Source organism: Herbiconiux sp. (genome assembly GCF_023264895.1).
Taxonomy (GTDB): Bacteria; Actinomycetota; Actinomycetes; order Actinomycetales; family Microbacteriaceae; genus Herbiconiux.
On record NZ_JAHFUY010000061.1, the window covers coordinates 8,113 to 27,201 of the forward strand.

17 protein-coding genes and 1 tRNA gene are annotated in these 19,089 nt (G+C 70.9%); 8 read left to right on the forward strand and 10 right to left on the reverse strand.

Going from position 1 to position 19,089, the window contains the following annotated elements:
- The first annotated feature begins 132 nt into the window (after positions 1-132).
- Positions 133-1,266: a glutamate--cysteine ligase gene (locus Q0D57_RS12200; RefSeq protein ID WP_291043963.1), complete on the forward strand. Its 1,134-nt coding sequence runs from the start codon at positions 133-135 to the stop codon at positions 1,264-1,266.
- A gap of 412 nt (positions 1,267-1,678) precedes the next feature.
- On the opposite strand, the gene Q0D57_RS12205 is transcribed toward Q0D57_RS12200, so the two are convergent.
- Both Q0D57_RS12205 and ffh read right to left on the reverse strand, forming a co-directional pair.
- On the reverse strand, positions 1,679-2,485 hold the full coding sequence (locus tag Q0D57_RS12205; protein WP_291043969.1) for an LLM class F420-dependent oxidoreductase: 807 nt from the start codon (positions 2,483-2,485) through the stop codon (positions 1,679-1,681).
- 55 nt (positions 2,486-2,540) lie between these two features.
- Positions 2,541-4,118: a signal recognition particle protein gene (gene ffh / locus Q0D57_RS12210; RefSeq protein ID WP_291043972.1), complete on the reverse strand. Its 1,578-nt coding sequence runs from the start codon at positions 4,116-4,118 to the stop codon at positions 2,541-2,543.
- Positions 4,119-4,224: 106 nt separating this feature from the next.
- On the opposite strand from ffh, the gene Q0D57_RS12215 reads away from it, so the two are divergent.
- Together Q0D57_RS12215 and Q0D57_RS12220 are read left to right on the forward strand one after the other, a co-directional pair.
- A complete protein-coding gene (locus Q0D57_RS12215) occupies positions 4,225-5,595 on the forward strand; it encodes an MFS transporter (RefSeq protein ID WP_291043985.1) in 1,371 nt (456 codons plus the stop codon).
- A 95-nt stretch (positions 5,596-5,690) separates the two neighbouring features.
- The gene (locus Q0D57_RS12220) at positions 5,691-6,638 is read left to right on the forward strand and encodes an LLM class flavin-dependent oxidoreductase (RefSeq protein WP_291043987.1); all 948 of its coding nucleotides are present in this window, start codon (positions 5,691-5,693) and stop codon (positions 6,636-6,638) included.
- Here Q0D57_RS12220 and Q0D57_RS12225 read toward each other — a convergent pair.
- Complete coding sequence (locus Q0D57_RS12225) at positions 6,625-8,889, reverse strand: LLM class flavin-dependent oxidoreductase (protein WP_291043990.1); 2,265 nt, start codon at positions 8,887-8,889, stop codon at positions 6,625-6,627. The two genes, Q0D57_RS12220 and Q0D57_RS12225, sit on opposite strands and share 14 nt — an antisense overlap.
- 64 nt (positions 8,890-8,953) lie before the next feature.
- Here Q0D57_RS12225 and Q0D57_RS12230 point away from each other — a divergent pair, with 64 nt between their 5' ends.
- Complete coding sequence (locus tag Q0D57_RS12230) at positions 8,954-9,319, forward strand: helix-turn-helix domain-containing protein (RefSeq protein WP_291043992.1); 366 nt, start codon at positions 8,954-8,956, stop codon at positions 9,317-9,319.
- On the opposite strand, the gene Q0D57_RS12235 is transcribed toward Q0D57_RS12230, so the two are convergent.
- Positions 9,267-9,800, reverse strand: coding sequence for a TetR/AcrR family transcriptional regulator (locus Q0D57_RS12235; RefSeq protein WP_291043995.1), 534 nt, complete (start codon positions 9,798-9,800; stop codon positions 9,267-9,269). The two genes, Q0D57_RS12230 and Q0D57_RS12235, sit on opposite strands and share 53 nt — an antisense overlap.
- A gap of 127 nt (positions 9,801-9,927) precedes the next feature.
- On the opposite strand from Q0D57_RS12235, the gene Q0D57_RS12240 reads away from it, so the two are divergent.
- Positions 9,928-11,061 (forward strand): SDR family NAD(P)-dependent oxidoreductase, encoded by a 1,134-nt coding sequence (locus tag Q0D57_RS12240; RefSeq protein ID WP_291043998.1) that lies wholly within the window; start codon positions 9,928-9,930, stop codon positions 11,059-11,061.
- 36 nt (positions 11,062-11,097) lie between these two features.
- Positions 11,098-11,907, forward strand: coding sequence for an alpha/beta fold hydrolase (locus Q0D57_RS12245; protein WP_291044001.1), 810 nt, complete (start codon positions 11,098-11,100; stop codon positions 11,905-11,907).
- A 155-nt stretch (positions 11,908-12,062) separates the two neighbouring features.
- Here the strand turns inward: Q0D57_RS12245 and ftsY are convergent, their stop codons facing one another.
- The 5 genes from ftsY to Q0D57_RS12270 form a co-directional block, all read right to left on the reverse strand.
- A complete protein-coding gene (gene ftsY, locus Q0D57_RS12250) occupies positions 12,063-12,938 on the reverse strand; it encodes a signal recognition particle-docking protein FtsY (RefSeq protein WP_291044004.1) in 876 nt (291 codons plus the stop codon).
- A 4-nt stretch (positions 12,939-12,942) separates the two neighbouring features.
- The gene (locus Q0D57_RS12255; protein ID WP_259524876.1) at positions 12,943-13,209 is read right to left on the reverse strand and encodes a mycoredoxin; all 267 of its coding nucleotides are present in this window, start codon (positions 13,207-13,209) and stop codon (positions 12,943-12,945) included.
- A complete protein-coding gene (locus tag Q0D57_RS12260) occupies positions 13,209-14,186 on the reverse strand; it encodes a ribose-phosphate diphosphokinase (protein ID WP_291044008.1) in 978 nt (325 codons plus the stop codon). Before Q0D57_RS12260 ends, Q0D57_RS12255 begins: the two co-directional genes overlap by 1 nt.
- On the reverse strand, positions 14,187-15,659 hold the full coding sequence (gene glmU / locus Q0D57_RS12265; protein ID WP_291044011.1) for a bifunctional UDP-N-acetylglucosamine diphosphorylase/glucosamine-1-phosphate N-acetyltransferase GlmU: 1,473 nt from the start codon (positions 15,657-15,659) through the stop codon (positions 14,187-14,189).
- Positions 15,660-15,692: 33 nt separating this feature from the next.
- Positions 15,693-15,764 (reverse strand) — tRNA-Gln (locus tag Q0D57_RS12270).
- Between the two features lie 60 nt (positions 15,765-15,824).
- Here Q0D57_RS12270 and Q0D57_RS12275 point away from each other — a divergent pair.
- The gene (locus tag Q0D57_RS12275) at positions 15,825-16,325 is read left to right on the forward strand and encodes a MarR family transcriptional regulator (protein ID WP_291044014.1); all 501 of its coding nucleotides are present in this window, start codon (positions 15,825-15,827) and stop codon (positions 16,323-16,325) included.
- 63 nt (positions 16,326-16,388) lie between these two features.
- Here the strand turns inward: Q0D57_RS12275 and Q0D57_RS12280 are convergent, their stop codons facing one another.
- Positions 16,389-18,233, reverse strand: a complete 1,845-nt coding sequence (locus tag Q0D57_RS12280; protein ID WP_291044022.1) for an ABC-F family ATP-binding cassette domain-containing protein — start codon at positions 18,231-18,233, stop codon at positions 16,389-16,391.
- 57 nt (positions 18,234-18,290) lie between these two features.
- Between Q0D57_RS12280 and Q0D57_RS12285 the strand changes: the two genes are divergently transcribed.
- On the forward strand, positions 18,291-19,089 hold a 799-nt coding region (locus Q0D57_RS12285; protein ID WP_291044025.1), incomplete at its 3' end, for a fused MFS/spermidine synthase.

Sequence of the window (19,089 nt, forward strand, 5' to 3'; positions counted from 1 at the left end):
GAGCGTGGGGGCACACTCGGCAAAAGCTCTAAGGGAATCTGTCCGCCTGATTAGAGGGTCGGGCGAGAACAGACTCGACTGGCTATTCTGACAGATAACGCGCTCGATGCGGTAATTCTGGGAAGGCTGTGCATGGAGATCAGGTTCACCGAGTCGGAACGCTCCACTCTCGGCATCGAGTGGGAAGTGGCTCTGGTGGAGCAGAGCTCCGGCGATCTCGTCTCGGTGGCGGGCGACGTGCTCGAGGCGCTGCAGGGGGCAGGCGGATCGGATCACCCCCAGATCACGGGCGAGCTGCTGCTCAACACGGTCGAGCTGGTCACCCGCGTGCACCACCGGGTGGCGGATGCGGTGGACGACCTGCAGGCGCAGCTCGCCGAGGTGCGTGCCATCACGGATCCGCTCGACGTCGAGCTCATGTGCGCCGGGTCGCATCCGTTCGGCCAGTGGTTCGAGCAGACCGTCACCGACAAGGAGCGCTACCACAAGCTCATCGACCGCACGCAGTGGTGGGGCCGCAACATGATGATCTGGGGCATCCACGTGCACGTCGGCATCGACGACCGCGAGAAGGCCCTGCCGATCGTCAACTCCCTGCTCAACTACTACCCGCACCTGCAGGCCCTCAGCGCCTCGAGCCCGTTCTGGGGCGGTGTCAACACCGGGTACGCGAGCAACCGGGCGCTCATGTTCCAGCAGCTTCCGACGGCGGGCCTGCCGTACCAGTTCGGCAGCTGGGCGAACTACGAGGAGTACGTCGACGACCTCATCCGCACCGGCGTGATCAGCGACCACACCGAGGTGCGCTGGGACATCCGGCCGAGCCCCCAGTGGGGCACGGTCGAGATGCGCGCCTGCGACGGCCTGTCGAGCCCCGAGGAGATCGGCGCTGTCGCAGCCCTCATCCAGTGCCTCGTCGACGACATGTCCCAGCGCCTCGACGACGGCGAGGAGCTGCCCACCATGCAGCCCTGGTTCGTGCGCGAGAACAAGTGGCGGGCGGCGCGCTACGGCATGGAGGCCGAGATCATCCTCAACGCCGCGGGCGACGAGCAGCTGGTGACGGATGCGGTGCGCGGCGAACTCGAACGCCTCGCCCCGGTCGCCGAGCGGCTCGGCTGCGCGGCGGAGCTCGACCAGGTCAACCTCATCCTCGACCACGGTGCCAGCTACCAGCGCCAGCTCCGCGTGGCGGAGCAGAACGGCGGGAGCCTCCGGGCGGTGGTGGCCTCGCTGACCAAGGAGCTCCGCCACGGGCTGTCTTAGCTGCTGAGCCGGCTGTGCTAGCTGCTGAGCCGGTCGTGCTGCGCGCGGCCGGCTCAGGTCGCGCCGGTCCCTGTCCGGCGCGACGCGACATGTTCGGCTGTCGTCGCTTCGCGGCGACGGCCTCACGCTGGGTCGTCGAGTACGGCCCGTCACGTGGGATCGGCGTGGGGCTTCTGTGGGGGTGGCTTCGCCATCGCGGGTGGACTACGCCACCGCGGTTGGGCCTGTGAGTGTGGGTGGCGAGTGTTCGCCTGCGCAGCACGGCGGCGCGAGCGGGCCCGCCGCGGGCCGTACTCGACGACCCGGGGTGAGGGCGCGGCCGCGAAGCGACCGCACCCTCACATGTCGCGTCGCGCCGGGCAGGGACCGGCGCGACCTGTGCGGGCCGCGCGCAGCACGACCCGCACAGCAGCTAGAGCGCGTCCCGCCAAGCCAGCAGCTCCTTCGCCCCCGAGAGGTCGAGGTCGGGGCCGGAGATGCCGAGGGTGAAGAGGGTGACGCCGGCCTCGAGCTGGCGGTCGAGCAGGGCGCGGTCGCTCGTCTGCGAGCTGATGGTGCCGGTCGAGATCTCGATCTCGGAGGGGTCGCGCCCCACCTTGTCGCACCACTCGCGGAGCACGACGAGCTTGCGCTCGAGGGTCTCGACGTCGGAGAAGGAGTGCCAGATGTCGGCGTGCTCGGCCACGATCCGAAGGGTCTTCTTCTCGCCGCCACCGCCGATGAGCACGGGGATGTCGCGCGTGGGCGCCGGGTTGAGCTTCGACCAGCGCGACTCGATGCGCGGCAGCGCCTCCGAGAGCGCGTCGAGGCGCTGACCGGCGGTGCCGAACTCGTAGCCGTACTCGTCGTAGTCACGCTCGAACCAGCCCGAGCCGATGCCGAAGATGAGTCGCCCCTCGTCGCCGGGGTTCTTGGCGCTGATGTGGTCGACGGTGCGGGCCATGTCGGCCAGGAGCTCGGGGTTGCGGTAGCTGTTGCAGGTCACGAGCGGTCCGAACTGGATGCGCGAGGTCTGCTCGGCCCACGCGGCGAGCATGGTCCAGCCCTCGAAGTGCAGGCCGTCGGGCTCGCCGGAGAGCGGGTAGAAGTGGTCCCAGTTGAAGGCGATGTCGACGCCCAGGTCTTCGAGGGCGGCGAGCGTGTCGCGGATGGCACGGTAGTCGGAGTGCTGCGGTGCGATCTGCACGCCGATGCGCACAGGGCGGGAAGGAGTCGTCATGGTGTCAGCTTAGGCACCGTGACGGCCCGCGTGACAGGACCTCCGAGGTCCTGTCTCAGCGGAGGAAGCGCTGCAGCGCCTCGAGCTCCTCGGGGCTCGGGTTCTGCGTGCCGTCGGCCGCCTTCGAGCCGAGGCCGAAGCCGGCGCCTCCCGAGGTGCCGGCCGCGACGGCCGGCTTCTCCCCCGACGCGCGCGCCGCGTTCTCCGCCGCGCGCTTCGCGGGGTTGCCCGAACGCGATCCGCTCTTCTTCTTGGCCTGCGGCTTGCCGCGGCCTCCGCCGAAGCCGGCGCCCGGGATGGGGCCCATGCCGGGGACGTTGGGCATGCCGCCCTTGGCCACCGTCTTCATCATCTTCGAGGCCTGCTCGAAGCGCTGCACGAGCGAGTTCACGTCGGTGACGGTCATGCCGGAACCGCGCGCGATGCGGAGGCGCCGCGAGCCGTTGAGGAGCTTGGGGTTGGCGCGCTCCGCCTTGGTCATCGACTGGATGATCGCCTCGGTGCGCACGATCTCCTTCTCGTCGAAGTTCTCGAGCTGCTGCTTGAGGCCACCGGCGCCCGGGAGCATCCCCATCATCTTCTTGATGGAGCCGACGTTCCGCAGCTGCTGCATCTGCTTCAGGAAGTCGTCGAGCGTGAACGAGTCGGTCGCGAACTTCTCCGCGACCGCGCGCGCCTCCTCCTCGTCGAAGGCCGACTGGGCCTGCTCGATGAGGGAGAGGATGTCACCCAGGTCGAGGATGCGGGACGCCATGCGGTCGGGGTAGAAGGGCTCGAAGTCGTCGAGGGTCTCACCCGTGGAGGCGAAGATGATGGGGCGGCCGGTGACGGAGGCCACCGAGAGGGCGGCGCCACCGCGCGCATCGCCGTCGAGCTTCGTGAGCACGACACCGGTGAAGTCGACGCCCTCCTGGAAGGCGCGGGCGGTGGCCACGGCGTCCTGACCGATCATGGCGTCGATCACGAAGAGCACCTCGTCGGGGCTCACGGCCTTCCGGATGTCGGCGGCCTGCTTCATCATGTCGGCGTCGACACCGAGACGGCCGGCGGTGTCGATGATGACCGTGTCGTACTGCTTGTCGACCGCGAACTTGATCGAGTCCTTCGCGACGCGCACGGGGTTGCCGACACCGTTGCCGGGCTCTGGTGCATAGACGGGCACGCCCGCCTGGCCTCCCACGACCTGCAGCTGGTTGACGGCGTTGGGGCGCTGGAGGTCGGCGGCGACCAGGAGCGGCGTGTGGTTGTCTTTCGCGAGCCACTTGGCGAGCTTGCCCGCGAGGGTGGTCTTACCGGCACCCTGGAGGCCCGCGAGCATGATGATGGTGGGCGGGCGCTTGGCGAACTCGAGCCGGCGCTGCTGACCACCGAGGATCTGCACGAGCTCCTCGTTGACGATCTGCACGACCTGCTGGGCGGGGTTGAGCGCCCGGTTGACCTCGTCGCCGAGCGCGCGCTCGCGCACCTTGCCCGTGAACTCCTTCACGACCTCGAGCGCGACGTCGGCGTCGAGCAGGGCGCGGCGGATCTCGCGGACGGTCGAATCGACGTCCGCGGGGCTCAGCTTTCCCTTCGTGCGGAGGTTCTTGAAGGTTTCGGCGAGCCTGTCCGAGAGATTTCCAAAAGTAGCCATCGTGCAGCCAGTTTATTCGCTCGGGCGGGGCGCCTGCTGTACGGCCCGCTCCAAGGGTCCCGTGCGATACTAGTTAGCGGATGATAACTACGGGGATGGCGAGAGCATGAGCGCGATGTTCCGCTCGCTCGCGAGCATCGACTACCGCATCTGGTTCGCCGGCGCACTCGTGTCGAACATCGGCACCTGGATGCAGCGCACGGCCCAGGACTGGATCGTGCTGACCGAGCTCACCGACCACGACGCCGTGGCCGTGGGCATCACGATGGCCCTGCAGCTCGGGCCGCAGCTGCTGCTCGTGCCCTTCTCCGGACTCATCGCCGACCGGCTCGACCGACGGCGCACGCTCATGGCCACCCAGGCCGCCATGGGCATCTTGGGGCTCGGCCTCGGAGTGATCGTGGTGACGGGGCTCGCCCAGCTGTGGATCGTGTACGCGTTCGCCCTGCTGCTCGGCATCGCGTCGGCGATCGACGCCCCGGTGCGGCAGACGTTCGTCTCCGAGCTCGTCTCGGGCGCGCACGTGGGGAACGCGGTGGCGCTCAACTCGGCGTCGTTCAATGCGGCACGCACCATCGGGCCGGCGATCGCCGGTGTGCTCGTGGTGCTGATCGGGGCCGGCTGGGTGTTCATCGTGAACGGGATCACGTTCGCGGCCGTGCTCGTGTCGCTGCGGTTCATCCGGCCGTCGCGGCTCGTGCCGGCCGTGCGGGCGCCTCGGGCGAAGGGGCAGCTGCTCGAGGGGTTCCGGTATGTCAGAGGGCGGCCCGATCTCGTGATCGTCTTCCTCATCGTGTTCGTCGTGGGCACCTTCGGCTTCAACTACCCGATCTTCACCTCCACGATGGCGACCGTGGAGTTCGGCCTGGACTCCGCGGGCTTCGGGCTGCTCACCGCCGTGATGGCCGTGGGATCGGTGGCGGGAGCCCTCGTCTCGGCCAGTCGCGACAAGCCTCGGCTGCGACTGGTGTTCCTGGCGTCGGCGGCGTTCGGCGTGTTCGCGCTGCTCGCGGCGATCGCACCGAGCGCGTGGCTGTTCGCGGGAGCGCTCGTGCTGATCGGGTTCGCCGGGCAGATCCTCATGACGACCGCCAACGGGACCGTGCAGACGACGACGGACCCCGTCATGCGCGGGCGCGTGATGGCGCTGTACATGGCGATCTTCGTGGGCGGCACCCCGCTCGGTGCACCGTTGCTCGGCGCCGTCGCGAACACGCTCGGGCCGCGCTGGGCGCTCGGGGTGGCCGCACTGGCGGGTGTGGCGGCGTTCGCGCTCGGGGTGGGGTGGCTCGTGGTGTACCGGGACGCGCGGCTGCGGGTGCGAAGCGGATCGCGGTGGCGGCTGCGGGTGGAGTTCGGGGCGCGCGACCGGATGGCCGGGTCGATGACCGCCACCGGGTCGTTCGCGGCCCTCCCGCGGCGCGAGGAGCTCGCGGAGGAGCTGGAGCTCGACGAGGCCGACGCCCGGCGCAGCTGAACCCGCGGCGCAGGTCGGCTGGAGCCGAGCGGAGCGGAGCCGAGCGGGGCGACGGCAACGTGACGGGTGTCGGCGGTGGCTGGCACACTGGGCGCATGCGCCACGGAATCGTCATCCTCCCTCAGGACCCCTGGCCCGCCGCCCGCGAGAAGTGGCAGCGGGCCGAGAGCCTGGGCTTCGACCACGCCTGGACCTACGACCACCTGAGCTGGCGGTCGCTCGTCGGCGAGCCGTGGGGCGCCACCGTGCCCACGCTCACGGCCGCCGCGCTGGTGACCGAACGCATCCGGCTCGGCACCTTCGTGGCCTCGCCGAACTTCCGGCATCCGGTGACGTTCGCGAAGGAGCTCGCGACGCTCGACGACATCTCGGGTGGGCGCATGATCGCGGGTCTCGGCAGCGGCGGCACGGGCTTCGACGCCTTCGTGCTGGGCCAGGCCTCGCTCAGCCCGCGGGAGCGGCACGAGCGGTTCACGGAGTTCGTGGACGGTCTCGACGAGCTGCTGCGCTTCGAGAGCACCGACCAGAACGAGAGCTCCGGTGCCGGCGCCGGCTTCTCGTTCGACGGCGCCTGGTACACGGCGCGCGACGCCCGCATGGTGGGCGAGCCGGCCCAGCGCCCCCGCATGCCGTTCGTGCTCGCGGCCAACGGCCCCAAGGGCCTCGCGCTCGTGTCGAGGGCCGCCGAGGGCTGGGTCACCACGGGTGGCGACGGCCTCACGGGCGAGCAGTGGTGGCGGGCGGTGGCCGAGCTCTCGGCGCGCCTCGACGAGGCCGCGGTGGCGGGCGGGCGCGATCCGCTCTCGCTCGACCGCTACCTCTCGCTCGACTCCGGAGGGGTGTTCTCCCTCGAGAGCGCCGGCCGCTACGAGGAGCTCTGCGGCCGGGCCGCCGAGCTCGGGTTCACCGACGTGATCAGCCACTGGCCCCGCGCCGAGGGGATCTACGCCGGGCGCGAGGCCGTGCTCGAGGAGGTCGCCGGACGTTTCGCCGAAGAGCGCGACGCGCGCGACGAACAGGATCGGCCGGTCACGCCACGTTGAAGTTGTCGCGGAAGACGTTCGTCGGGTCGTAGCGGCTCTTGAGCGATCGCAGCCGCTCGAGGGTCGCGGGCGGGAACGCATCCGTGATCCGCTCGGCCCGGAGGTCGGTCTCGAAGCTCAGGTAGAGGCCGTCGAAGTGGTGGTGCAGCTCGTCCCACACGGCGTCGAGCTGCCGGCGGTCCGCTCCGAAGGCGATGACGGAGAAGTTGGCGGCCCGGCCGGCGTAGGCCGTCGCGGCGGCATCGACGTCGGAGACGGCGCCGCCGACCGAGCGGATCTGGAAGAAGTAGACCTGGCCGGTCGCGAGCATCCGCTCAGCCGCTGCCGCGAACTCGGGCGTGATGTGCGCGATCAGGCCCGAGCGGGTCGCAGGCTCGCCGCGGCCGTCGTGCGGTCCGGGCTGCGCGTTCGCCATGAGCGCCGGGTAGGTGGTGATCTGCACAGACTGCTGCACGAGCGGAGCGAGGGCCGCGAAGGGCTGGAGGCGCTCGAGGATCGTGTCGGCATCGGGTGAGTCGACCACCGTCATGGTCTGGGCCACGGCCGGCTGACCGCGGCGGGGGGCTCCCATGATGAGGAAGCTCGTGAGGTCGCGCGGCGACGCCTCGACGAGCGCGCCCCAGCCCTCGAGGAACTCCGCCGTCTCCGAGGCGTCGAACGCGAGCTGGGCCCAGCCGAGCTCGCCCACCTCGTCGACCTCGAACTCGAACGACACGACGATGCGCATGTTGGCGCCCGCAGCGCGCACGGCCCAGAACAGGTCGGCGTGCTCGGTCTCGCTCGCCCGCACGACCGAGCCGTCGGCGAGCACGACGACGGCGGCACGCAGGTGGTCGATGGTGAGACCGTGCTCGCGGGCGAGCCAGCCGATGCCGCCCGCCGTGGCGAGGCCGCCCACACCGACCCCGCCGTAGTCGCCCGAGCTGAGCCCCCAGCCGCGCGTGCCGAGAGCCGCCGCGACGTCCATCCAGCGGGCGCCGGGCTCGATCCGCACCAGCCGGCGCTCCTCGTCGAGCACCTCGATGGCAGTGAGGCGGGAGAGGTCGATCACGATGCCGCCGTCGTTCGTGGAACGGCCGCTGATGCCGTGGCCACCGCTCCGCACCCCGAGCGGGACGTGCGGATGCGCGCGGCCGAAGGCGAGCGCATCCACCACCTCGGCGACGGACTGCGGCTGCAGCACGACGCCCGGCGAACCACCGCGCAGGTAGGTGGAGCGCACCCGCGCGAAGGCGGAGTCGCCCGGCTCGACCGCACGGGCCACGAGCGACGCCGGGAGCCCCTCGTAGTCGATCCCCTCACGGCGGAGCGCCAGCGCACTCGCGCGCCGCACGGGCGATTCGGTGCGGCTGTCTCCGCCGAGCTCGCGGTCGACCGCCTCGCGGAGGGCGGGCACCACCTCGAGTGCGAACTGCTGCATCGTGGCGGGGTCGTCGGCGGCCAGGATGAGGGTGCTCACGCCCTGCTCCACCACCAGCGGCAGCAGCTCGTCGACCCACTGAGCGCTCGGACCGGTGAGGAGCCCGCCGCTCGCCGCGGGCGCGGTGAAGCCGCCGCCGATGTTGAGCAGGCGGCGGATCTCGCGGGGGTCGCGACCCGCCGCCTCGGCCGCCTCGTCGATGGCGGCGTTGCCGCGCTCGAGGTCGCCCGGCTGCAGGTACGCGAGCGAGGGGAGCCAGCCGTCGGCCTTCCGGCCCGTGAGCCGCAGCATGCGCGGCTTGTAGGCGCCGAGCCAGATCGGGATGTCGTGTGCCGGGAGCGGACCGCGCTTGGCGCCGTCGACCCGGTGGTGCTCGCCTCCGGCGCGGAGGGGCGAGCGCTCCCCCGCATCCCAGATGCCCCGGATGACGTCGATCGCCTGGGACAGCGCGTCCACGGCCTGGCCGGGGGTCAGGCGCTCTGCGCCCATCGCGACGATCGCGTCCCAGAACGCACCGGAGCCGAGGCCCAGGTCGAACCGGCCGCCCGAGAGCAGGTCGAGGCTCGCCGCCGAGCGCGCGAGCACGGCGGGCTGCCGGAGCGGGAGGTTGAGCACGTTCGGCGCGAGGTGCACGCGTTCGGTGCGCGCGGCGATCCAGGTGAGCAGGGTCCACGTGTCGTGGAAGCCGGGCTGGTACGGGTGGTCCTGGAAGGTCACGAGATCGAAGCCGAGCGACTCGGCGAGCTCGGCCAGCTGCACGGCGGCCGCGGGCGGCGCGTTCACGGGGGTGATGAAGGTTCCGAACTGCAGACGGTGACCGTAGTGGGGCATGCCTCCATGCTCGCAGTGGGCACCGGATGCACCAACCGGGCCATTAGCCGCTTACTATAGGTGAGTGAGCATCGAGACCGTCCCGACATCTTCTTCCGCATCCACCCCCATCTGGCACCACATCGACGACGCCGAGTGCCGGCGGTTCCAGGCCTCGGTCGAGCTCGTCGGCAAGCGCTGGAGCTCGGGCATCCTGCTGGCCGTGGCGCAGGGGTCGAGCCGGTTCAGCGAGATCGTGGCGACCGTCACGGGCCTGTCGGACCGATTGGCCTCGCAGCGACTCAAGGAGCTCGAGGAGGCCGGGCTGGTGCACCGGGAGGTGATCGCCACGACGCCGGTGCAGATTCACTACTCGCTCACGGATCGCGGGGCGGACCTCATGAAGTCGCTGCAGCCCCTGGTGTGGTGGGGGCAGCGCTGGGCCCGCTGAAGGCGGAGTGGAAGAGGGCCCACGCGCGGCGCGCGGTGTCGGGGCGGCGATCGGCCGGGGTCCAGCCGAGCACTCCGGCGAGCATGGAGACGGCGAGCATGACGTCGGCACCTGTGACGTGGGCGGCGAGGAGTCCGGCCTCGCGGTCGCGGGCCACCAGGGTGTCGACGACGTCCTGCACGCGGGTGCCGAGGTGGGCGACGCGCGGGTCGTCGATGTCGGCCGTGATGAGGTCGATGAGCGCCTTCGAGACGAGGGCCTGCTCGATGATGAGGGCCAGCAGGTCGTCGAGCGACGACTCCGGCCGCTCCGCGAGGGCCTCGAGCTCCTCGATGTTCTCGTCGAAGACGGCGACCGCGAGGCTCACGCGATCGGGGAAGTGGCGGTAGAGGCTGCCCTGGCCGACACCCGCCTTCTTGGCCACCGCGCTGAGGGGTGCGTGGAGTCCGGTGTCGACGAAGATCTCGCGTGCGGCCGACACGAGTGCGCGCCGATTCTCGGGCCCGGCACTCGGGCCACGATTCGCTTTCGACACCGCAGGCACGGGGTGTAGCCTACTTGCGGACAAAGTTGTCCGGTAGCTCCCGACCAGAAAGCGAAACCCGACCATGGCCTCCTCCCCCAGCCCCCTCAGCGGCGATTCCTCCATCTCGACCTGGCTCGACGACCCGATCGGCGGGCCCGTGCTGCGGGAGCTGCTCGCGCAGTCGGGACAGAGCGCCGACGCGTTGCGGCCGGTGCGCCGGCTCGCCCTGAAGCGGCTGGTGAAGCTGAGCAAGGGGCAGTTCACGCAGGAGATCATCGACGGGCTGGTGGCGCGGGTCGAGGCCGGCGGCGTGGGCGAGGGCGGCGGCGAGAGCGGCGCGGGCGGGGGCGGCGAGGGCGAGGGCGCTGGGGCGGCTGGGGTCGGCGGAGACGCCGACGTCAGCGACGCCGAGACCGCCGAGACCGAGCTCGGAGCCGTCGCCGTCGAGCGCCCTGAGTGGGTCGAGCGGATCGACTCCGGCCGGTTCGCCGGGCGCACCGTCATCGTCACGGGTGCGGGTTCCGGCATCGGCCGCGCCACGGCCTCACGCGTGGCCCGCGAGGGCGGCCGGGTGGTCGCCGTGGACATCTCGGCCGAGCGCCTCGACGAGTTCGTGGCGGAGCATCCGGATGCCGAGGTCGTGACCGTGGTCGCCGACATCACCGACGACGCGCGCGTCGCCTCGATCGTGGCCGCCGCCGGGGAGCGGATCGACGGCCTCGCCAACATCGCCGGCATCATGGACGACATGACACCGGTGGGCGAGGTGACCGACGCCGTGTGGAGCCGCGTATTCGCCATCAACGTCGACGGCACCATGAAGCTCATGCGCGCGGTCATCCCGGCCATGCTCGCGCAGGGTGGCGGCTCGATCGTGAACACCGCGAGCGAGGCCGCCCTCCGCGGTTCGGCCGCGGGGGTCGCGTACACGGCCTCGAAGCACGCGGTGGCAGGACTCACCAAGAGCACGGCGTTCATGTACGGGCCGAGCGGCATCCGCGTGAACGCGGTCGCCCCCGGCCCCACGATCACGAACATCGAGGCGACCTTCGCCTCACCCCTCGGGGCCCAGCGCGTGCGCCAGGCCATGACGCTGCTGCCGGATGCCGTGGAGGCCGACGCCCTCGCCGCCTCGATCACGTTCCTGCTGAGCGACGACGGCGTGAACGTGAACGGCGTCATCCTGCCCTCGGACGGCGGGTGGTCGGTGGCCTGAGCGGCTGCGGCCGCTCCCCGCCGGTAGCGTGGAGGGATGGATGCCGCAGCCAACCCCCTCGACGGAGTGCGGATCGCCTACCGCGTGACCCAGGCATCCGAGACCGCCGACCCTGGGGCCGTTCCGCTCGTGCTCGTGCACGGCACCGCTCTCTCGCAGGCCATCTGGCGCGGCTTCGGCTACCTGAAGGCCTTCAGCCCCGAGCGCCCCGTGGTGACCCTCGACCTTCGCGGGCACGGGCGGAGCGGCAAGCCGCACGACGAGGCGTCGTACGCCATGGACCGCTTCCAGGCCGACGTGCTCGCCGTGCTCGACGAGGCCGGCATCGAGCGCGCCCACTACCTCGGCTACTCGCTCGGCGCGCGCGTGGGGTTCTCGCTCGCCGCCGAGCACCCCGAGCGGCTCGCGAGCTTCACGAGCCTCGGCGGAGCACCGGGCACCGGCCGCGGCGCCTTCGACAGGGTCTTCTTCGAGGGCGCGGTGGCCTCGCTCGAGCGCGGCGGGATGCCGGCGTTCCTCGCCGACTGGGAACGGGCATCCGGGCACCCGGTCGACCCGCTCACCCGGCAGGCCTTCGAAGCGAACGACGGAGCGGCCCTCGCCGCCTACATGCGCGCCAACGACGGCGACGTGCGCGTGACGGATGCCGCCATCGCGGCCTTCCCCACGCCCGTACTGCTGCTGGCCGGCACCCGCGACCCCGAGCGCCTCCGCGCCGCCGAGCACGTGCACGGCCTCCTGCCCGACTCCACCCTGCACCCCCTCGCCACCGCCACCCACGGCGACCCCCCCCGCCACCCCCAAGTCATCCCCCTCCTGAAAGAGTTCCTAGCGAGCACGTCCTAGCGAGCGCCTAGACAACACCCCGGGAAGCACGCTGGAGTCGCCCCCACCTAACCCGACCGAAAGCCGCTGGGCCCACCCGCTGTACCCAGAGTGAGGCCCCGGCCGCGAAGCGACCGGAGCCGAACATGCTGCCGTTGAGCCGGGCAAGGACCGGCTCAACCCACCAAATTCTGCGCAAAGACGTGCGGCGTGAACCCCGTCAGATCGTTGATCCCCTCGCCCTGCCCCACGAGCTTGATCGGGATGCCCGTCTTCTCCTGCACGGCGAGCACGAAGCCGGCCTTGGCGGAGCCGTCGAGCTTGGTGATGACAAGGCCGGTGACGCCCGCGTGCTGGATGAACGCATCCGCCTGCGCGAGCCCGTTCTGCCCGGTCGTGGCGTCGAGCACGAGCAGCACCTCGGCGACGGGCGCCTGCTTCTCGATGACGCGGCGGATCTTGCCGAGCTCGTCCATCAGACCGCCCTTGGTCTGCAGGCGGCCGGCGGTGTCGATGATGACGATCTCGGTGCCCGTGCGCTTGGCCATCTCGATGGTCTGGAACGCGACCGACGCCGGATCCTGCCCCTCGTGCTGCGGGCGCACGACGGCGGCACCGGCGCGGTCGGCCCAGGTGGCGAGCTGCTCCACGGCGGCGGCGCGGAAGGTGTCGGCCGCGCCCACGACGACGGTGCGGTCGAAGGTCTTGAGGAACCGGGCGAACTTGCCGATGGTCGTGGTCTTGCCCACGCCGTTGACGCCCACGACGAGCACCACGGCGGGCCGCTCGGTGAGCTTGAGCGTGGAGTCGTACTTCGAGAGGCGCTCCTCGATCGACTCCCGGAGCATCCGCTGCAGGTCGCGCGGGTCGGTCGTGTTGTAGCGCTGCACCTTAGCGCGCAGGTCGTCGACGACCTCCTCGGTGACGGTCGGGCCGAAGTCGGCCTTCAGCAGGGCGTCTTCGAGATCGTTCCAGGTGTCGGCGTCGATGGTGCGCTTCTGGAACATGCCCCGGAGGGCACCCGAGAGCGACCAGGGGGTGCGGTCGGCCACGGGGTCAGCCGATCCGCTCGGCGACCTCACGGGCCGACGGGTTGGTGGCGGTCGAGCCGTCGGGGAAGACGACGGTCGGAACCGTCTGGTTGCCGCCGTTGACCGCGGCCACGAGCTCGGCCGTGCCCTCGACCTCCTCGATGTTGACCTCGGTGTAGCCGATGCCCTGCTTGTCGAGCTGCGACTTCAGCCGGGCGCAGTAGCCGCACCAGCTGGTCGAGAACATCGTGATCGAGCCGGCTGCGGGGGTGAAGGTGGCGATGTCGGCCATCAGGCGTCTCCGTCGAACATGGTGGTGACCGAGCCGTCGGAGAAGACCTCGTGGATGGCTCGGGCGATGAGGGGGGCGATGGGGAGCACCGTGAGGCGGTCCCAGTGCTTCTCGGGCGGAAGCGGGAGGGTGTCGGTGACGACGACCTGGTCGATGAACTCCGACTGCAGGATCTGCGTGGCCGGGTCGGAGAACACCGCGTGGGTGGCGGCGACCACGACGCCCGTGGCCCCGTTGGCCTTCAGCGCCTCGGCGGCGGCCACGATGGTGCGGCCGGTGTCGATGAGGTCGTCGACGAGGAGGCACACGCGGCCGTTCACGTCTCCGACGATCTCGTGCACGCTCACCTGGTTGGGCACCCGCGGGTCGCGGCGCTTGTGGATGATGGCGAGCGGCACACCGAGCTTGTCGCTCCAGATGTCGGCGACGCGCACGCGACCCATGTCGGGGCTCACGACCGTGAGGGTGGCGGGGTCGAGCGACTTCCGCATGTGCTCGAGCAGCACGGGCATGGCGAAGAGGTGGTCGACGGGGCCGTCGAAGAAGCCCTGGATCTGCGCGGCGTGCAGGTCGACCGACATGATGCGGTCGGCGCCCGCGGCCTTGAAGAGGTCGGCCACGAGGCGGGCCGAGATGGGCTCGCGGCCGCGGCCCTTCTTGTCCTGGCGGGCATAGGGGTAGAACGGTGCGACCACGGTGATGCGCTTGGCGCTCGCGCGCTTGAGGGCGTCGACCATGATCAGCTGCTCCATCAGCCACTCGTTGATGGGGGCGGTGTGCGACTGGATGACGAAGACGTCGCTGCCGCGCACGCTCTCGCCGTAGCGGATGTAGAGCTCACCGTTGGCGAACGTGCGCGCCTCGGTCTCGACGAGGTCGGTGCCGAGTTCGGCCGCGATGTCCTCCGCCAGCTTCGGATGCGCTCGTCCTGAGACGACGACGAGACTCTTCTCTCCGCTGGCCTTGATTCCGGACACCTATTCTCCGCTCTGTACGGCCGATTCGGCCTGCTCGTGCCCTGCACCGTCGGGCCCCGCTGCTCGCGCGGCCGTCGCGGCGTCCGATCCGGGCCGATTCGACTCGACCCACCCGGCCATGTTCCTCTGCGGCGCCACGTTGATCGCGAGCGAACCGGCCGGAACGTCCTTCCGGACCACCGTTCCGGCCCCCGTGTAGGCGCCGTCACCAATCCTAACCGGGGCGACGAAGACGTTGTGCGATCCGGTGCGCACGTGCGACCCCACCTGGGTGCGGTGCTTGTTCACGCCGTCGTAGTTCGCCGTGATCGTGCCCGCCCCCACGTTGGAGCCGGTGCCGACCTCGGTGTCGCCGATGTAGGAGAGGTGCGGCACCTTGCTGCCGGCGCCGATGTGCGAGTTCTTCGTCTCGACGAACGTGCCGATCTTGCCGTCCTCGTCGAGCACCGTGTTGGGGCGGAGGAACGCGAACGGGCCGACGGATGCGCGCGGGCCGATCACCGAGAGCGTCGCGTCGGTGCGCTTCACGACGGCGCCCTCCCCCACCTCGCAGTCGACGAGCGTGGTGTCGGGCCCCACGACGGCACCGCTCGCGATGCTCGTGGCACCCTTGATCTGGGTGCCGGGGAGCAGGGTCACGTCGGGGGCGAGGCTCGCCTTGAGGTCGATCCAGGTGGTCGCCGGATCCTGCACCGTCACGCCGTTCAGTTGCCAGCCGCGCACGATCAGCGCGTTGAGCTTCGCGGCCGCCTCGGAGAGCTGCGCACGGTCGTTGACGCCGGCCACGAGCCACGACTCGGAGACGGGCACGGCGGCCACGTCGGATCCGGCGCGGCGGAGGAGGCCGATGACGTCGGTGAGGTACTTCTCGCCCTGCGCGTTGGCCGTGGTGACCTGGGCGAGCTGGTCGCGGAGCTCGGCGAGGCCGAAGACGTAGACGCCCGCGTTGATCTCGCGGAGGGCGAGCTCGGAGTCGGTCGCGTCCTTCTGCTCGACGATGCGGTCGAGCATGCCGTCCGCGGTGCGCACGATGCGGCCGTAGCCTGTCGCGTCGTCGGGCTCTGCCGAGAGCAGGGTGGCCTTGGCGCCGCTCGCGCGGTGGCCTTCGATGAGGTCTGCGAGCGTCGCGGCGTCCAGCAGGGGCACGTCGCCCGAGACCACGAGCACGTCGCCGTCGAAGTCGTCCGGCAGGGCGGTGAGCGCCTGCTCGACGGCTCGGCCGGTGCCGGGCAGCTCGTCCTGGTCGACGACGAGGGAGGAGGGGAAGTGGTCGTGGATGACCTCGACCACGCGGTCGCGCTCGTGCCGCACCACGCTCACCGTGTAAGCGGCGTCGAGCTGCCCGGCGGTGGCGAGCACGTGACCGATGAGGGGCACCCCCGCGATCTCGTGCAGGAGCTTCGGGGTGGACGACTTCATTCTCGTGCCCTGGCCGGCGGCCAGGACGATGATGGCGAGTCGGGTGTCGGTCATGCGGTGCCTCCTTGTTCGCGCGCCGGCGCGCTGCTCCGCCTCCAGGGTTCGAACCTAGACCTAACAGCTCCAAAGGCTGTCGTGCTGCCATTACACCAAGGCGGAACACCGGGTGTCCGATGCAATGAACCAGTCTGCCAGACCCGGGCTGGGGATAATGGGGGGATGAGCACCAGGGATCCGCGCGACACGGTCGACGAGATCGTGGAGGCGTGGATGCGTGAGCACCCCGACCTCGACTTCTCGCCGCTCAAGGTGCTCTCGCGGGTGTCGCGGCTCGCCAAGCAGCTGGAGCGGACGCGCCGAGCCTCCTTCGCCACCGCCGACCTCGAGACGTGGGAGTTCGACGTGCTCGCCGCGCTCCGCCGCGCCGGGGGCCCGCACGAGCTCAGCCCGAAGGCGCTGCTCGAGCAGACCTACGTGTCGAGCGGCACCATGACGAACCGCATCGACGGGATGGTGCGGCGGGGGCTCGTGGAGCGGCGCACCGACCCCAACGACGGCCGCGGCGTGCTCGTGTCGATGACCCCGGAGGGCCGCGACCGCGTCGACGCCGCCATCTCCCACCTGGTCGCGGCCGAGTCCGAGCTCCTCTCGGGCCTCAACAAAGTCGACCAGGAGCGCCTCGCGGCCCTCCTCCGCCGCCTCAGCATCGAGATGGCCTGACCCGACCCGGCACTTCGTCCCGCTCTGCGCTCGCCAAAGCGGGACGAACTGCCGGATCGGTGATCAGTCGAGGAGTTCGGAGAGTTCGAGCCAGCGGGTCTCGTGGTCGGCGATCTGGGACTCGAGGGTCTGGAGCTCGGAGGTGAGGGCGCCGAGGCCGACGTAGTCGGACTGGTCGAACTCCGCGATGCGGTGGTGCAGGGTGTCGATCTGGCCGGTGAGCTTGTTGATCTTGCGCTCGAGCGAGGAGCGCTCCTTCTCCGCGTTCCGGAGCTCGGCACCCGTGAGCGCCGGAGCGCCCGACGCGGTCGTGGCGGCCGCAGCACCGCCGGAACCCGCTGCGGGCAGGCTCGAGGAGGTGCCGCCGGGCCCGCGGTCGCGCGCACGCGCATCCGCCGAGCCCGCCCCCTGCGAGCGCAGCGTGAGGTACTGCTCGAGGCCGCCGGGGAGGTGACGGAAGCGGTGGTCGAGCACCGCGTACTGCTGGTCGGTGACGCGCTCGAGCAGGTACCGGTCGTGCGAGACCACGAGGAGCGTGCCGGGGAACGAGTCGAGGAGATCCTCGAGGGCCGCGAGCATGTCGGTGTCGAGGTCGTTGGTGGGCTCGTCGAGGATGAGCACGTTCGGCTCGTCGAGGAGGATCAGCAGGAGCTGCAGGCGGCGCTTCTGGCCTCCGCTCAGGTCCTTCACCGGGGTCATCAGCTGCGCGCTCGTGAAGCCGAGGCGCTCGAGCAGCTGGCCCGGCGTGAGCTCCTTGCCCCCGGCCACGTAGGAGGTGCGGTAGCGGCCGATGACCTCGCTCACGCGATCGTTCTTCACGTCCTCGAGCTCCGCGAGCTGCTGGGTGAGGGTGGCGATCTTGACGGTCTTGCCGCGCTTGACGCGCCCGGTCGTGGCCTCGACCGCTCCCGTCACGAGACCGAGCAGGGTCGACTTGCCGGCCCCGTTCACGCCGAGGATGCCCGTGCGCTCGCCCGGCGCGATCCGCCACTCGACGCCCTCGAGCACGAGCTTGTCGCCGAACGAGACCGAGACGTCGAGGATGTCGACGACGTCCTTGCCGAGACGGGCGGTGGCCATCTGGGTGAGCGAGACGGTGTCGCGCACGGGAGGCTCGTCGGCGATCAGCTCGGCCGCCGCGTCCATGCGGAACTTCGGCTTCGAGGTGCGGGCGGGGGCTCCCCGGCGGAGCCACGCGAGCTCCTTCTTCATGAGGTTCTGCCGCTTCGACTCCATGACGTTAGCCATGCGGTCACGCTCGACCCGCTGCAGGATGTACGCCGCGTAACCGCCCTCGAAGGGCTCGATGATGCGGTCGTGCACCTCCCAGGTGTCGGTGGAGACCTCGTCGAGGAACCACCGGTCGTGCGTCACGACCGCGAGCCCTCCGGAGCCCGCGGGCCAGCGGCGCTTCAGGTGCTGGGCGAGCCAGGCGATGCCCTCGACGTCGAGGTGGTTGGTGGGCTCATCGAGGAAGACGACGTCCCAGTCGCCCACGAGGAGTGCCGCGAGCGCGACCCGGCGACGCTGGCCGCCCGAGAGGGTGCCGATGACGGCGTTCCAGTCGACGTCGCCGAGGAGGCCGCCGATGACGTCGCGGACGAGCGGGTCGCCCGCCCACTCGTGCTCGTCGAGGTCGCCGACGACGGCCTGGGCCACCGTCTTCGTGGAGTCGACGGTGTCGGCCTGGTCGAGCATCCCGAGCGTCACGCCGCGTCGGCGCGTCACGCGGCCGCTGTCGGGTTCGATGCGGCCGGAGAGCAGGGAGAGCAGGGTCGACTTGCCGTCGCCGTTCCGGCCGACGATGCCGATGCGGTCGCCCTCGTTCAGGCCCACGGTCACGGAATCGAAGATGACCCTGGTCGGATATTCGAGATGGAGCGCCTCAGCGCCCAGGAGATGAGCCACCCGTCGAGGCTACCGTGCCGCGGCTGGGCGACGGCCCGGCCCGCGTACACTGTGCGGGTGCCCTCGGATCGCCGGTCGTTCTCGCTTCGGATCAACCGGAGGAAGGTGAAGCTCCGGCAGGTCGACAGAGCGACCCGCAGCTTCGAGCTCTCGGTGGGCGGTGTCGCGCAGTCGGTCGTCTCCCTGCAGGATCCGCGTCGCCTCGCCTACCCGTACATACGCCACATCGGCCGGATGATCGATGCGGTCGCGCCCGCCGGCGCTCCCCTGAGGGTCGCGCACCTGGGAGCGGGTGGCCTCACGGTGCCGCGCTACGTGGAGGTGACGCGCCCCGGCTCGGAGCAGGTCGTGGTGGAGTTCGAGCGCGAGGTGCTCGAGGCCGTGCTCGAGGCGCTGCCGCTGCCCGAGCCGAACGGCATCGACGTGCTCTACGGGGATGCCCGCGAGATCGCCTCCGCACCGGTTGCACCGCCGTGGCAGGACGCCGCCTTCGCGGTGGTCGACCTGTGGGACGCCGCGATCATCCGCGCCCACGTCGCCAGCCGGGAGTTCTACGCGCTCGTCGCGGCCCGCCTGGCAGCGGGCGGTGTGGTGGCCGTGAACCTGCTCGACGGGCATCCTTTCGACTACGCCCGCCGGCAGGCGGCGACGCTCGCGGGCCTGTTCGCGCACGTGGCCGTGGTGCTCGACTTCGAGCCCGAGGACGACGAAGGACCGCTCGGCAACGTCGTGGTGGTGGCGAGCGACGCGCCGCTCGCGGTGACGGAGCGCCCGGAGCTGCTCGGTGAGCCGCGGCCGCACCTGCTGCACGGGGCGGAGCTCGAGCGGTGGATCGGCGGAGCGCTGCCGATGACCG